The organism is Bacillus sp. EB V-12 (assembly GCF_056158125.1).
Genome location: NZ_JBUXJL010000001.1, coordinates 419,012 through 433,287, shown reverse-complemented (window position 1 = coordinate 433,287; position 14,276 = coordinate 419,012). Strand labels below are relative to the sequence as shown.

At 35.0% G+C, this 14,276-nt stretch carries 19 protein-coding genes; 4 read left to right on the top strand and 15 right to left on the bottom strand.

Going from position 1 to position 14,276, the window contains the following annotated elements:
* Positions 1-268: 268 nt before the first annotated feature.
* Genes gcvPB through gcvT form a run of 3 tightly spaced genes read right to left on the bottom strand, consistent with a single transcriptional unit; the run spans position 269 to position 4,205 of the window.
* Complete coding sequence (gene gcvPB, locus ACZDYH_RS02270; RefSeq protein ID WP_000795703.1) at positions 269-1,744, bottom strand: aminomethyl-transferring glycine dehydrogenase subunit 2; 1,476 nt, start codon at positions 1,742-1,744, stop codon at positions 269-271.
* Complete coding sequence (gene gcvPA / locus ACZDYH_RS02265; RefSeq protein WP_000903228.1) at positions 1,741-3,084, bottom strand: aminomethyl-transferring glycine dehydrogenase subunit 1; 1,344 nt, start codon at positions 3,082-3,084, stop codon at positions 1,741-1,743. Before gcvPA ends, gcvPB begins: the two co-directional genes overlap by 4 nt.
* A gap of 20 nt (positions 3,085-3,104) precedes the next feature.
* Entirely contained in the window at positions 3,105-4,205 is a 1,101-nt protein-coding gene (gene gcvT / locus ACZDYH_RS02260; RefSeq protein ID WP_000631769.1) for a glycine cleavage system aminomethyltransferase GcvT, read from the bottom strand.
* 390 nt (positions 4,206-4,595) lie between these two features.
* On the opposite strand from gcvT, the gene ACZDYH_RS02255 reads away from it, so the two are divergent.
* Positions 4,596-6,278 carry a DEAD/DEAH box helicase gene (locus ACZDYH_RS02255; protein WP_001100040.1) on the top strand — a complete coding sequence of 561 codons (1,683 nt, stop codon included), beginning with the start codon at positions 4,596-4,598 and terminating at the stop codon, positions 6,276-6,278.
* Positions 6,265-7,062, top strand: coding sequence for a YqhG family protein (locus ACZDYH_RS02250; protein ID WP_001183964.1), 798 nt, complete (start codon positions 6,265-6,267; stop codon positions 7,060-7,062). Before ACZDYH_RS02255 ends, ACZDYH_RS02250 begins: the two co-directional genes overlap by 14 nt.
* 35 nt (positions 7,063-7,097) lie before the next feature.
* Here the strand turns inward: ACZDYH_RS02250 and ACZDYH_RS02245 are convergent, their stop codons facing one another.
* Together ACZDYH_RS02245 and ACZDYH_RS02240 are read right to left on the bottom strand one after the other, a co-directional pair.
* On the bottom strand, positions 7,098-7,229 hold the full coding sequence (locus ACZDYH_RS02245; RefSeq protein ID WP_000064668.1) for a hypothetical protein: 132 nt from the start codon (positions 7,227-7,229) through the stop codon (positions 7,098-7,100).
* A 97-nt stretch (positions 7,230-7,326) separates the two neighbouring features.
* Positions 7,327-7,554: a hypothetical protein gene (locus ACZDYH_RS02240; RefSeq protein ID WP_000032702.1), complete on the bottom strand. Its 228-nt coding sequence runs from the start codon at positions 7,552-7,554 to the stop codon at positions 7,327-7,329.
* 73 nt (positions 7,555-7,627) lie between these two features.
* Between ACZDYH_RS02240 and ACZDYH_RS02235 the strand changes: the two genes are divergently transcribed.
* Positions 7,628-7,744, top strand: a complete 117-nt coding sequence (locus ACZDYH_RS02235) for a hypothetical protein (RefSeq protein ID WP_003279814.1) — start codon at positions 7,628-7,630, stop codon at positions 7,742-7,744.
* A gap of 141 nt (positions 7,745-7,885) precedes the next feature.
* Positions 7,886-8,518, top strand: a complete 633-nt coding sequence (locus tag ACZDYH_RS02230) for a VC0807 family protein (protein WP_001073111.1) — start codon at positions 7,886-7,888, stop codon at positions 8,516-8,518.
* Positions 8,519-8,583: 65 nt separating this feature from the next.
* On the opposite strand, the gene ACZDYH_RS02225 is transcribed toward ACZDYH_RS02230, so the two are convergent.
* The 10 genes from ACZDYH_RS02225 to comGA all read right to left on the bottom strand — a co-directional run bounded on the left by ACZDYH_RS02225 (position 8,584) and on the right by comGA (position 14,195).
* Positions 8,584-8,784 carry a YqzE family protein gene (locus ACZDYH_RS02225; protein ID WP_000106083.1) on the bottom strand — a complete coding sequence of 67 codons (201 nt, stop codon included), beginning with the start codon at positions 8,782-8,784 and terminating at the stop codon, positions 8,584-8,586.
* Between the two features lie 38 nt (positions 8,785-8,822).
* The gene (aroK, locus tag ACZDYH_RS02220; RefSeq protein WP_000836654.1) at positions 8,823-9,320 is read right to left on the bottom strand and encodes a shikimate kinase AroK; all 498 of its coding nucleotides are present in this window, start codon (positions 9,318-9,320) and stop codon (positions 8,823-8,825) included.
* A gap of 116 nt (positions 9,321-9,436) precedes the next feature.
* Positions 9,437-10,087 (bottom strand): 2OG-Fe(II) oxygenase, encoded by a 651-nt coding sequence (locus ACZDYH_RS02215; RefSeq protein WP_000183863.1) that lies wholly within the window; start codon positions 10,085-10,087, stop codon positions 9,437-9,439.
* A 174-nt stretch (positions 10,088-10,261) separates the two neighbouring features.
* Entirely contained in the window at positions 10,262-10,633 is a 372-nt protein-coding gene (gene comGG, locus ACZDYH_RS02210; protein WP_001231316.1) for a competence type IV pilus minor pilin ComGG, read from the bottom strand.
* Positions 10,630-11,100, bottom strand: coding sequence for a competence type IV pilus minor pilin ComGF (gene comGF, locus ACZDYH_RS02205; protein ID WP_000923101.1), 471 nt, complete (start codon positions 11,098-11,100; stop codon positions 10,630-10,632). The genes comGG and comGF overlap by 4 nt, the downstream gene beginning before the upstream one ends.
* Positions 11,070-11,372 carry a hypothetical protein gene (locus ACZDYH_RS02200; RefSeq protein WP_000829469.1) on the bottom strand — a complete coding sequence of 101 codons (303 nt, stop codon included), beginning with the start codon at positions 11,370-11,372 and terminating at the stop codon, positions 11,070-11,072. The genes comGF and ACZDYH_RS02200 overlap by 31 nt, the downstream gene beginning before the upstream one ends.
* Complete coding sequence (gene comGD / locus ACZDYH_RS02195; RefSeq protein WP_000813141.1) at positions 11,365-11,820, bottom strand: competence type IV pilus minor pilin ComGD; 456 nt, start codon at positions 11,818-11,820, stop codon at positions 11,365-11,367. Before comGD ends, ACZDYH_RS02200 begins: the two co-directional genes overlap by 8 nt.
* Complete coding sequence (gene comGC / locus ACZDYH_RS02190) at positions 11,817-12,116, bottom strand: competence type IV pilus major pilin ComGC (protein WP_001178687.1); 300 nt, start codon at positions 12,114-12,116, stop codon at positions 11,817-11,819. The genes comGD and comGC overlap by 4 nt, the downstream gene beginning before the upstream one ends.
* Before the next feature lie 11 nt (positions 12,117-12,127).
* A complete protein-coding gene (gene comGB, locus ACZDYH_RS02185) occupies positions 12,128-13,165 on the bottom strand; it encodes a competence type IV pilus assembly protein ComGB (RefSeq protein WP_102955923.1) in 1,038 nt (345 codons plus the stop codon).
* Positions 13,152-14,195 (bottom strand): competence type IV pilus ATPase ComGA, encoded by a 1,044-nt coding sequence (gene comGA, locus ACZDYH_RS02180; RefSeq protein WP_001013170.1) that lies wholly within the window; start codon positions 14,193-14,195, stop codon positions 13,152-13,154. The genes comGB and comGA overlap by 14 nt, the downstream gene beginning before the upstream one ends.
* Between the last annotated feature and the right edge of the window lie 81 nt (positions 14,196-14,276).

Genomic DNA, 14,276 nt, shown 5'->3' with positions numbered 1-14,276 from the left:
AAAACTACACCTTTACACCATTAGGAAACAAAAAATATATTTTTTTAACATTTTCTGCATAAAGTGAAACTTTAATCAGTGGGGATTTTTGTTCATCCCCACTGATTATTAGTTGAACCAATCGGGCATTTACGGACAGTTTATCTCCCACCTGGCTTCTTTGCACCAGCTAAGTTTTGAGTTGGGAGTTTACTGTCCGTTAATGCGGGACAAATTATCCATACAAAAAAAGAACCCGCCTCAGCGAGTTCTTCTTTTGTTATTCTAATCAAACTTGTACAGGAGCTGGCTTTGCATAACGTAAAACTGGTTTACGTGCAGCCATCGTTTCGTCTAAACGTTTAATGACTGTCGTATGCGGTGCTTCTTGTACAACTTCTGGATTTTCTTCTACTTCTTTAGCGATTTGAATCATCTTATCAATGAAACCATCTAATGTTTCTTTTGATTCTGTTTCTGTCGGCTCAATCATAATACATTCTTCCACATTTAATGGGAAGTAAATTGTTGGTGGATGGTAACCAAAATCAAGCAGACGTTTTGCAATATCTAATGTACGTACACCAAGTTTCTTTTGACGACGACCTGATAATACAAATTCATGCTTACAATGTCTATCGAATGGAAGATCATAGAATGGCGCTAATCTTCTCATCATATAGTTCGCATTTAATACAGCATACTCCGTTACTGCACGCAAACCATCTGGACCCATAGAGCGAATATACGTGTATGCACGAACGTTAATTCCGAAGTTACCATAGAATGGTTTCACACGACCAATTGCTTCTGGGCGGTCGTAGTTGAAGTGATAACCACTTTCCGTTTTCTCTAAAATCGGTTTTGGTAAGTACGGAATTAAATCAGCTTTCACACCTACTGGACCAGAACCTGGGCCACCACCGCCGTGAGGACCTGTAAATGTTTTATGAAGGTTTAAATGCACAACGTCAAATCCCATATCTCCTGGGCGTGCTTGGCTTAATACCGCATTTAAGTTTGCACCATCATAGTATAATTTACCGCCTGCATTATGGACGATTTCTGCCATTTCTAAAATATTTTCTTCGAATAGACCTAATGTATTAGGATTTGTTAACATAAGTGCTGCTGTTTCTTCGTTTACAACACGTTTTAAGTCTTCTAAGTCAACAAGGCCATTTTCATTTGATTTTACTGTAATTGTTTCAAAACCAGCTACAGTTGCAGATGCTGGGTTCGTTCCGTGAGCAGAGTCAGGTACAATTACTTTCGTACGGTTAAAGTCACCATTCGCTTCATGGTATGCACGAATTAACATTAAACCTGTCCATTCTCCGTGTGCACCAGCTGCTGGTTGTAAAGTAACAGTATCCATACCTGTAATTTCAATTAAATGCTCTTGTAAGTCGTACATTAATTCCATTGCACCTTGTACTGTCTTTTCATCTTGCAGTGGATGAATATTTGCAAATCCTGCGAAACGAGCTACACTCTCATTAATTTTCGGATTATATTTCATCGTACAAGATCCAAGTGGATAGAATCCAGAATCAACACCGTGGTTACGGTTTGAAAGTGCTGTATAGTGGCGCATAATATCAAGTTCAGATACTTCTGGTAGCTCTGCATCTTCTACTCGAATATAATCGCTCTCAAACACATCTTCTAGTTTCACTTCTTCTACATCTAATTTGGGTAAGCTATATCCTATGCGTCCTTCTTTACTCACTTCAAAGATAAGTGCTTGGTCTTGGTTCTTCATTGGATAGCCCCCATTTCGTTTACAAGTGTGTCAATTTCCTCTTTTGTACGAAGCTCAGTTACTGCTACAAGCATATGGTTTTCATGCTCTTTATAATCACGGCCTAGATCGTAACCACCGATAATATTCTTTTGTAATAATGCATCGTTTACTTCTTTCACTGGACGTTTGCAATCTACAACAAACTCATTGAAGAATGGTCCAGCAAATGTTACTGTGAAGCCTTTCGCTTCAAATTGACGTTTTGCATACTGTGCTTTAGAAATGTTTTGACGTGCCATTTCTTTCACACCTTGTTTGCCAAGTGCCGTCATTGCAACAGAAGCTGCTAATGCATTTAACGCTTGGTTTGAACAAATGTTAGATGTCGCTTTATCACGACGAATATGCTGTTCACGTGCTTGTAACGTTAATACAAATCCACGTTTACCATCTGAATCTACAGTTTGTCCAACAAGACGTCCTGGAATTTTACGCATAAATGCTTTCGTTGTTGCAAAGTAACCACAGTGCGGTCCACCAAACTGCGTTGGAATACCGAATGGTTGTGCATCACCGATTACAATATCAGCACCAAATTTCCCTGGTGGTGTTAATGCGCCTAATGATAATGGATTTGAAGAAACGATAAATAATGATTTTTGTTGATGAACGATTTTTTCAATATCAGCTAATTTTTCAACTTGTCCGAAGAAGTTTGGATATTGAACGATTACACAAGCAACTGTATCATCTACTTCACTTTGTAATACGTCTAAATCTGTTACACCATCTTTATGATTAATTTCAACAACTTCAAGATTTTGACCTTTTGCATACGTTTCAAGTACTGCTCTTGATTCTGGATGAACCGCGCTAGATACAAGAATTTTCTTTTTGCGAGTATGGCCAGCTGCTAACATTGCCGCTTCAGCTAAAGCTGTACCCCCGTCATACATAGAAGAGTTTGCTACATCCATTCCTGTTAATTCACAAATCATTGTTTGGAATTCAAAGATTGCTTGTAATTCCCCTTGTGAAATTTCCGGTTGGTATGGTGTATAAGCTGTATAAAATTCTGAGCGAGAAATAACATGATCTACAATTACTGGAGCATAATGATCGTATACGCCTGCTCCTAAGAAAGAAGCGTATTCTTTTAAGTTAGCATTTTTATTAGCCATTTGAGATAGCTCTTTTAAAAGCTCTGGCTCTGATTTTGCTTCTTTAATTTTTAAATCCCCTTTAAAACGAACACTCTCTGGAATATCAGAGAATAATTCATCGATCGTTTGAACGCCGATCGTTTGTAACATTTCTTTTTTGTCTTCTTCTGTCATTGGAAGATAACGATGCAACATGAAATCTACCCCTCTCCCCGTTACTTTGAACGTTTGTAAAATGGTGTTGGAACAACTACTGCTTTGACGCGTTTATTACGAATTTCAATTTCTACTTCTGTATCAACTGCTGCGTATTTTACATCAATTAGTGCTAAACCAATGCTTTTCTTTAACGTTGGAGATTGTGTACCACTCGTTACTTCCCCAATTTTTTCTTCACCAATAAATACAGGGTAATGCGTACGAGGAATTCCACGTTCGATTACTTCGATGCCGACTAATTTACGAGGCGCACCGTTTTCTTTTTGCTCTTTTAACGTTGCTTTTCCAAAGAAGTCTGCTTCTTTATTTGTTTTTACCGCAAAGCCAATTCCAGCCTCAATCGGTGTAATATCTTTTGATAATTCTTGTCCATAAAGTGGTAATGTTGCTTCGAATCGAAGTGTATCACGAGCACCTAAACCACATGCTTTTAAGCCCTCTTCTGCTCCAACTTCAAGAAGTTTCTCCCAAAGTTTTGCAGCATCTTCACTCTTACAGTAAATTTCGAATCCATCTTCACCTGTGTAACCTGTACGAGATACAAGTGCTGGAATTCCATCTACAAGAATATCGTTTTTAAATTTAAAGAACTTAATTTCTTTCAAATCTTCTGACACAACTTTTTGTAAAATGCCTTCTGCTTTTGGTCCTTGAATTGCAAGCTGTGCAACTTCACTAGAAACATTGACTACTGTCGCATCGCCAATTACATGACTTGCTAACCATTCGTAATCTTTCTCGATATTTGATGCATTGATTACTAATAAATAGTCTTCTTCACCACGTTTGTAGATTAATAAATCATCTACTGTACCACCATTTTCGTAGCACATAGCTGTATATTGTGCGCCCCCTACCTTTAAGGTAGATACGTCATTTGTAACAACACGTTGTAAAAATGCTAAACTATCTACACCTTTTACTTCAACTTCTCCCATATGAGACACATCGAACAAACCTGCAGCTGTACGTACAGCTTCGTGTTCTTCTTTAATGCTTGAAAATTGAACTGGTAATTCCCAACCACCGAAGTCGATTGTTTTCCCACCATACTTCGCGTATACATCAAATAACGGTGTACGTTGTAATGTAATCATGCTCTCTCCCCCTTATGCTTTGACAAATCAATAAAAGTTGCTTCCCTTTTCTAAACATTTTCATTCTGAAAAGATAGGATATACGGAATCTCATTATATTTTTTTATGAAAGCGTAAATAAAAAATCACTTTCTTGGATAAAATACGAAAGATTCCACACATTTCACACCATTATCCTAACATCATTCGCTATATTTCATCAATATTCTAGCATAAAAAATAATTTAGAATTTTTTATGTTAAAACACAATAAATACAGCTTTTGAGATTTAATACTTTATTATTGTCTATCATATAGCCTTTAATAACGATAATTATGCCTTCTTTTAAGGTAAATCATCATACATTAAAAAATAATTACTTTAGTTTATAAAAGGTGGGAGAGTTGTAATGAATGTCGATATTTCCGTAGATCGGACGTGGCAAAACAATTTTTTAAATAGAATTGACGAAGATGGTCCTTGGACAAACTGGGATTTATATCACTTAGCTTATGAAACAGAAAAATCGTTACTTGTTCCTACTTTTGATGGACTACAAGCACCGAAACATTTATCCCATTTCACACCGCTTCCGCATCAATTAGAAGTCGCTCAAAATGTGATTGAACAAATGAATGGTAAAGCGATTCTAGCAGATGAAGTAGGCCTTGGAAAAACAATCGAAGCTGGACTTATTTTGAAAGAATACATGGTCCGCGGGCTCGTGAAAAAGGTACTTATACTTGTCCCAGCTTCTCTCGTATCACAATGGGCATACGAACTGAATACAAAGTTTTTCATTCCCGCTGTAGCACAAAAGAAAAGCTACTCATGGGAACAAGCTGACGTAATTGTATCGTCAATTGATACTGCGAAACGTTCACCACATCGCGATATCGTGTTGAACTTGGAATATGACCTTATTATTATCGATGAAGCACATAAACTGAAAAATAATAAAACAAAAAACTATGAATTTGCACAACGATTAAAAAAGAAGTTTTGTTTATTACTAACCGCTACTCCTGTTCAAAATAAGATTGATGAAATTTTTAACCTTGTTTCTTTATTAAAACCAGGACATTTAGGCAATCAATCCAACTTTGAAGAATATTACGCTTCCAAAAATCGCTCAGCCGAATCAGATGAAGACTTAAAAGCTCTCATTAATAAAGTAATGGTGCGAAATAGACGACATAATACCGGTATCGATTGGCCGAAGAGACATGTACGTACAATTTTTGTTGAGTTTAATGAACAAGAACAAGCTCTATATAATGATATCGAAAATTGGCGAGGACAAGACGCCTTCACATCTGCTTTCTCATCGTTAACTTTAAAACGGGAAGCATGTAGTAGTCGTGAGGCTGTTTACTATTCATTGAAAAAGCATGTAGAAAAAAGACAGAAAGAAAACGAACATTATATAAAAGATCCACATATCGATGTGCTAATGGACAAAATTAATCATATTCCTTTCAACTCGAAAGCAACTAAAGCTCTAGAGCTTATAAAAGAAATTGACGATAAAGTCGTCATTTTCACGGAATACCGAGCATCACAGATGTACTTACAATGGTTTTTACAACAACACGGTATTTCTTCTGTCCCATTCCGCGGCGGATTTAAACGCGGGAAGAAAGATTGGATGAAGGAACTTTTCCAAAATCGTGCCCAAGTGTTAATTGCAACGGAAGCTGGCGGAGAAGGCATTAACTTACAGTTTTGTAGCCATATGATCAATTATGATTTGCCATGGAATCCAATGCGTCTTGAGCAAAGAATCGGACGTATTCACCGTCTCGGTCAAAAGAATGATGTTCATATTTATAACTTAGCTACAAAGCATACTGTTGAAGAACATATTCTGAAACTGTTATATGAAAAAATCAACTTATTCGAGCGTGTTATCGGTGAACTCGATGAAATTTTAACGAGAATTAATATGAAAAACATCGACGCGCACATTCAAGAAATTTTCGCGCAATCAAAAAGCGAAGGTGAAATTAGAATTAAGATGGAAAACTTAACATCTATTATCGACTTTGCGAAACGAAATGAAGCTGAGGTGCAAGGCTATGCAGCAACATGAAATTCATAATTACTTATACAATTTCTTTGAGGCGAATAACTGTGAAATTTTAGAACGTTCTCCTCATTTATTAGATGTACAGTTAACAATTGAGATGGATAAATTATTAATGAATCGCCCTTTTTATTGGCACTATCTTGAGAAAACAGGAGGCGTACCGAATCCGATGCGCCTTACTCTTATTACAAATCCAGAAAATGAAGAAAATGATGGTGAGCTTATTCACTACGGTTCACCACGTCTACATCAAATTTTCCAAACGACAAAAGAATTAGGCTCATACATACGTTTATATGAGGATGTAAGACATAATGGAGCAACACATACACCGCTCCACCCTTGGCTCGGTATTAATATAAAAGTTTCCTATCAATGTGATCGAAAAAAAGACATCCTTCACTCGATTGGTATTCATCTCATTTCTGGAACAATGATGGCAAACTTTCATGAAACATTAACAAACATTAAACTTACACCAAAAATACCTGATTTTTGTTTTACGCTCTCGCCCATCATTAAACCTCAAAGTGGTTTACAACGCATAGAAGACGCTTTAAAAAATATAATTGCAGAAGATGACCATACGTGGGCAAAAGAAGCAAGAGTGCGTTGGAATCATGATTTAGACCTTTTAAACCGTTTTTATGAAGAAAGTGACGAACTTCCTGAGAGCTATGAAATTGAAAAACAAGCTCTGCAAGAACAGTATGAACCACGTATTACAGTGCAAATTATTAACGGTGGACTCTTTTATGTTACCGCGAATCATTTTCTATCAAAATAAAGCTCCTTCTGCTTTAGAAGGAGCTTTATTTCGAGTTACTCTCTATCCTCATTACGCTCTTGTTGTTTTTGCTTTGCCATGCGTTTTTGATACGCACGATCCTTCGCGCTCACATGATTTGCATCAGTTGGAAGATTTTCTTTCGAACGTCCAATTCCATTGCTCATCTTTCCCACTCCTTTTTACGTTTTTCAGAATACATGTTTATTTTCAGCTAGAGTTACAATCCTTATACAAAAAAATAAGAGCAGCCATTGGCCACTCTTACTCGCTCACATATTTTTGAAACATATCATGGATGCCTTTATTTACTAGGTTCGAGATCTGCTCGTCAGATTTATTCGGATAACGATCACGCAATCTGATAGATGCCTTCACCATTAAATTTTCTAATACAGAACGGCCACCTTCTCCATAAATAATTTCAGCATATTTAACAAGCCTTCCATCCTCTACTGTTGCTGGATTATGATTGAAGAAAAATTTACTCATTGTCTCCACCTCTCTCTTTTGATAACGTTTACATTTATATAGATTATTTATGTTATTTATTTCACAATATTGTATGCATGTATATTTAATTAGTTTCATTATAAAGCAACATATCGATAGTAAATATGTGATTTTCCGTCCATTTTGTGAACAAACTAAAAATGAAAGCGTTTCCTTTATTATATACTAAAAAAACTTACTACGCTAGGGGCAATTTTTTTCAATCTACTAATCCCTCAAAAATTGATATATTTTTTCTTTTCCCATTAAACCTTATACAATTTTCAGAAATTATATTATAAAATATATGTATGACTTAAGGAGGCTTTGTATGAATCAAAATAAAAAAGCTATATTAGATCTTGTCTTTTATCTCGTAATCCCATTCCTCATTTGGAAATTTGCAAAACCTTATATCGATCCTTATTACGCGATGTTACTTTCCTCTGTTCCGGGGATTATTTATACACTGTATACCTTTAAAAAAGAAAAACAGTTTAACGTGACAGGGTTCTTTATTTTAATTACACTCATTTCTAATACAACGGTAGATTTATTATCTGGGTCAGCTGAACGAATGTTGTGGAATGATGCATATTATCACATCGTACTCGGTATTATCGTCATCTGTACAATTTTCATAAAAAAACCACTCATGTTATATTTCGCTGCGGATATTGCAGCACTGCAAGGTCATGACCGTGATAAAAGTCGTGAGCTGTATCGTGATAGTCGTATATATCCAGCACTGCAATATTTAACGTTATTTTTCGGGCTACAATTTATATTAAAAAGCTTTTTAAAAATTTATTTCATCTCTGTTTTTGGTGTAGATGGCTATGGTGAAATGAGAGCGATTATGACCGCTGTAGGCTGGGGCATTTCTATTTGTATCGGAATAGGATTTGTATGGGTGAACAATAAAATACATGCCGTTACGGAAGAACAAGAATCCGTGCAGTAAATAAAAATCCCCTAGTGTAATACGACACTAGGGGATTTTTGGTTTGCTAAACATATGACTAAAATTCAACTTGATTTTTTTCTTTTACTTTTTACATTTCGGTAAAACAAAGCAGCACTCAGCGGCATAACACCAAACCACTTATTCATAAATGGCTCTTTTTCAGCACGACGTTGTTCTTTCTTTTGTTTTCGATCTTCTTTTGGAGCATCCATATACGACACAAACTGCTGCGTCACAAAGCGAACATAATCATTAGTAGACATATTATCATCACCTCTACTTGATTAGTATGTCCACTTTTTTATACATTAATCTTTTCCTTTAATTCATTCATAATTTGCTTTACAGACTTATTTGTCGTATCGATATGAATATGAGCCTCTTCATAATAAGCTCGGCGTAATTCAAATTTCGTTACAAATGCATCTATATCTTTCTTTTGAAATAGTGGACGTGTCGTATCTTCACGAAGCCTTTCTGCAATTACATGCGGATCACAATATAAATACACGACAGTTCCGTTCTCTTTCATCCACTTGCGATTTTCTGCTCGTTCAATAATTCCCCCACCAGTTGTAATAATGACATTATGGACTGGTAGCGAACGTAACATTTCGCTTTCATATTCCCGAAAAGCCATTTCGCCTTCTTCGGCAAAAATATTTCGAATTGCCTTCTCTTGCTTCTCTTCGATTTTTTGATCAGTATCTACAACATCCATTTGAAGTTCTTTACTTAACGCTTTTCCAATTGTTGTTTTCCCTGCTCCCATGTAGCCGGTTATGTATATAGATTTCATTTTCTGTCCTCTCAATCGTCATTTATTAATTGTTATTATAACGAAAGATGCTACTTTGTTTAATAAAAAAACGTTTTGTTCTTCATACTATGAAGAACAAAACGTAACATTCGCTTTTACTTATAAGTACCTCTTCTCACCCACTGCGTTGCAATCCATTTCTCGCCTTTCGTTACAGGTGCCCCTCCATGTAACGTAAGCTCATTTAGTGATTGATCTTGATAAAAATACTCAAAGTATACTGCCATTCCTTTTCTAGGATGTACAGAAAGATTTAATTTCGGGAAGTACGTTTCCCCGCCTTCTTCTACATCATTTAAGTACATTACAAGCGTACTAATACGATTGTTAGCAGCTGATCTACTATGTTCCGCAAAATAATCATAGTGTGCTTTATATTGTTGATCCACTTCATAATTTAAAATGTGCAATCCTTCACCATGCGACGCAGGAACATTCATGATAGATGAAATTCGTTTTTCAATCTTTGAAGTAAGTTCATTGTCTTCCAAAAATGCACCGCTACTTGTTCGAATATCATTTACATCACGTGATGAACCAACTTTAGAACGCTTCATTTTATTTTTAGACATTTCAATTAATTCATCACACTCTTCATCACTTAGTACATTTGCTAATACGACAATAAGAGGTTCTTCGAATTTTGAAATAATGTGTATTTCTCTATCTTCTGTCATAATCGTATTTCCTTTATGATCAAAAATAGTTTGTTCCTTATTTTCACCTATTTGATTGTTGTTTGTCATTTCCCTATTCTCCCTAAAAATAATGATTGGATAGCATGAATATATCATATTCTTTCTACCTTTCTCTTTTTTGAGAAAATTTAAACTTTTAATCATTATATTTATCCATTTCTTCTAAAAAATCAATTTAATTTACAATAGGAAACCTTGATTTATTTACATATATTTTACATATTATCCTTCTATCCAATCGACTATTTTCCCATCCTTTTTTCTATACCGAAAACCTACCGTATAGAAAGCTTCCTGTTTGAGTGTGCACTGCAACGTAACGAGAATTAAATCATTTTCAAAGACATAATTTCCACTCGCTTCTCCCTTTTCATACTGAAAGAAAAATGTACCTTCTTTTTCTTTTTGCTGTAAATCTTTTTTTATATCTGTAATAGATCGGTTAAGTAATTCATCCAATAAAAACTTTTGTTCTATTTCTATATAAAATTTTTTATCTGTAAACAACATATTTGTTTCGTATATAAAAAAAGAAGTTAATAAAATAAGAAAGATAATCGTTCCAGGCATTGTAAATCCATTTTGCTTTCTCATACGTTTATTCCTATTTCGCTATATCGCATAACTACACCTTCATATATTTTCCCACTAGTATCTTTCACATTTATAATGAGTACATGAGGTGTTAGTTTGTAAGAAACCGTTCCAATATTTTGTAAAACAACTTCCCTCCCGCGCCTATTTACCTTTCTTATAAGACGACTATTCTCTTTTTCATACGATACTTCACTCCCATTACGCGATCGGAATCGTAAAATACTTTCTCCATTTTCAAATGCTAGCTGTTCTCCAGATGATACTTCACGAAACTCCAATTGCATTTGCCCTAAATACACATCCCACTCCCAATCATTTAACCCTTTCGACTGTTTATTTTCCATTTCAATGAAATGTAGGCGGGGAAAGAGCAAAAAAAATATTGATAATAGAAACAGACATACAATCATTTCTATTAATGAAAAACCAAATTCTAATTTATTTTTTCTCCTACATAAAAGCATTGTTCCATCATTCTGTCTTTCACATCTCTCCACACAGTACAAACTTCATTGCCTCCCCAATATGTGTAATACACAATTCCATTTATATTCTTTTCTATTATTCGCTTGTCTTCATTTCCATACATATATATAGCTGCTTCTTTTTTTAATAATCCAGTTGCCTTATAACGAATTTGTATATTTTTTCTTTCTTGCATAACTAATACTGTTTGCGGTAGTAGTAACGATACAGCCATCATTAAAACACTTAACGATACAATCATTTCAGCCATTATGGATCCTTTTTGACATTTCACGATACGTAAATCTCCCTCTTCCAAGCTGAAATACAATTTCATATTTATAATTTCGATACGAAATTATAATCGTACCACCTCTATTAATATTTCCACTTGGATTATATGTCATCGGATTTGGAAACGTATGCAAATCAATTTGTATATCTTCTTCATACTCTCGCTTGACGATATAATACTTTGTACCTGACTCTTTTATAGCATACATATTTCTATCTTTATGCCAACGTAATGTATAGTGCTTTTGACGGTTTATCGCTAATTGCTGCATATACAAAATATCATTTGAAAACTGTCTCAAAAATTGTTCAACTTTTTGTCGCTCGTATAAGGAATGAACACTAAAATACGTAACTATACTTAATACAGAAATAGCAAATAAAACGAGTAACATTTCTAAAAAAGTAAACCCCTGTTGTTTCACAATGCCCTAATTGATACTGCGCCATCATCTGAAATATGAATAGATTCGCCATTCGGGCACTTATCAGTTGTAATATACTTTTCATCTGTCAGTTCTTTTAACGATGGAATTTTATTATGTTGTAATTGATATACTTGTATTTGCGCTTCTATAGATTTCACGTAAGCTGCACAACCTTTTCCTTGGACCGATGAGCGCTGTGTAACTACATTCGGAATAATTAATAGTAATAATATAGTTATGACAACCATTACTAATAGCATCTCTAACAGAGTAAACCCTTCCTCATTCTGCATACAAATGCCCCCTAAATAGAATTCATCATTTGAAACATCGGCATAATCATCGCTAAGTACATAAGGACAACGATTCCTCCAATACATGTAAATAAAATAGGCTGAATGATAACTAACATATGTTTAATTTTCCGTTCCATCTTTTCCATAATAAGATCGCTATAGTCACCTAATTCAATCCCTAAATTGCCGTTTGCTTGTCCATGCGTAATAACATAAGAAAGTTCTTTCTCGTAATACCCACTTTTAGCAATGATAGATTGTAACTGTTCTCCTCCAATTAATTGTCTTTCAATCCGGCTCGCTTCATATTTAAAGAACGGATGATATCTTTGCTCCATCATTATTGTTAAAGCTTCACATACTGATAGTCCACCATTTAATAAACCACTCAACTGAGTAGCAAAATAATGTGAATGCTTTAAAATAAGAAATGTTTTGATGAGGGGAATACGAAGCATAATTTTTACCTGTCTAATATGTGGAAGTTTCCTAAAATACAACATGTATAAAATACCTCCAATAATAACAGTTAAAATAGCGGTTAAAATAATGTAAGGTAGCAGTTTTATTGCACTTAAAATTTTTTCTGTAAGTAGTGGTGTATTAGAACCGAACGAACTATAAACCATTTCAACCTGAGGTAATAAAATGAGTTTAAAAATAAAGAGCATGATTAGTAGAAAAAACATCAAAAACATAGGATAATGCATTATTTTCATCATGTCTCTCCTATACTTATCTTTCTTATAAAGAAGTGCACTTCCTTGTTGCAAAGCAAAAGAAATATCACCATGTTGCTCGGCATAAAATAAATAACTTAACATGTCCTGATGAAACTTTAACTGATGAAAAGAATCGTGTAGACTTTTCCCATCTTTTAACCCCTCAATCATGCGCTGCAATTGTACTTTCTTTTCTACAGGTAATTGAAACTGTAAAAATTCTAATGCTTGTAAAAGAGAGTAGCCTTTTTCTAATAATTCTCCTAAACGTTTCAACAATACTACTTGATCACTTAAACTCCAAGTTTTCTTAAACATAAACATCTTCTTCTAAAAAACCTAAAGCATATCCTTTTCGTATTGACGATTCTAAAGTCTCATGTTTGTAAGTAACACATTCTCCACCAGCTTCTTTAAGCGCTTGTTTTAACTCATATCCATATAGTAGCTCATATATGCTAGCCTGCCTTACTTGCCTCATTGATTTACATAAAGTTGAGCACTTTCCTCTGCAAAACGGACACTTCAATTCGACAAGTCGCTGTGCAGCTACAGCCAATAAAGACTGTTCAATCTCTTGCCTCGTTATACCATAATCCATGAAGCGAATGATTGCTCCTTTCGCATCATTCGTATGCAGTGTTGTCATTACTAAATGTCCTGTCAAACTTGCTCTTATAGCTATTTTTGCTGTTTCTTCATCACGGATTTCACCGACTAAAATAATATCTGGATCATGACGTAAAATAGCCTTTAATCCTGTTTCATATGTGAGACCCGCTTTTTCATTTATTTGAATTTGTAATACATCGTCACTTCTTTTTTCAACCGGATCTTCAAGTGTAATGATGCGACGTGTTTTCTTTTTTCTAATTACCTCTAATAATGCATACATTGTCGTCGTCTTCCCAGATCCAGTCGGTCCAGTAAACACAAGTAGCCCCTGTGAATAGCGTAAAAACGAGAGTAGTTTTGCTGCCGTACTTGGAAATAACGAAAGATGTGATAAGGGCTGAACAGATGCTTGTAAATGAAGGCGAATAACGAGACTTTCTTGATATACTGTTGGAAGTGTTGAAAGGCGTAAATACACTTCTTGTCCATCAATTTGCAAATACAACGAACCATTCTGTGGCTTCCGTTTCTCGCCTATGTCCATAGATGCTAAAAATTTGAAATGTGAGACAAGTTTTTCTCCAAACTCCTTTTCAATACACTGTCTCGTCATTAAATCTTTTCCTATACGTAGTTGAACCGCTACATCCTTCTGCCGGGGCACAATATGTAAATCTGACGCTTGTACCCTACACGCTTCTTTTAAAATTGCATTCGCAAAAATTTCAATCCCATTCATCACTTTTCCCTCCTCACTATGTATATAGCATGAAAACATGCGCAATAAAAATTTGGACTTTTGTATTTTCAATAGAGGAAA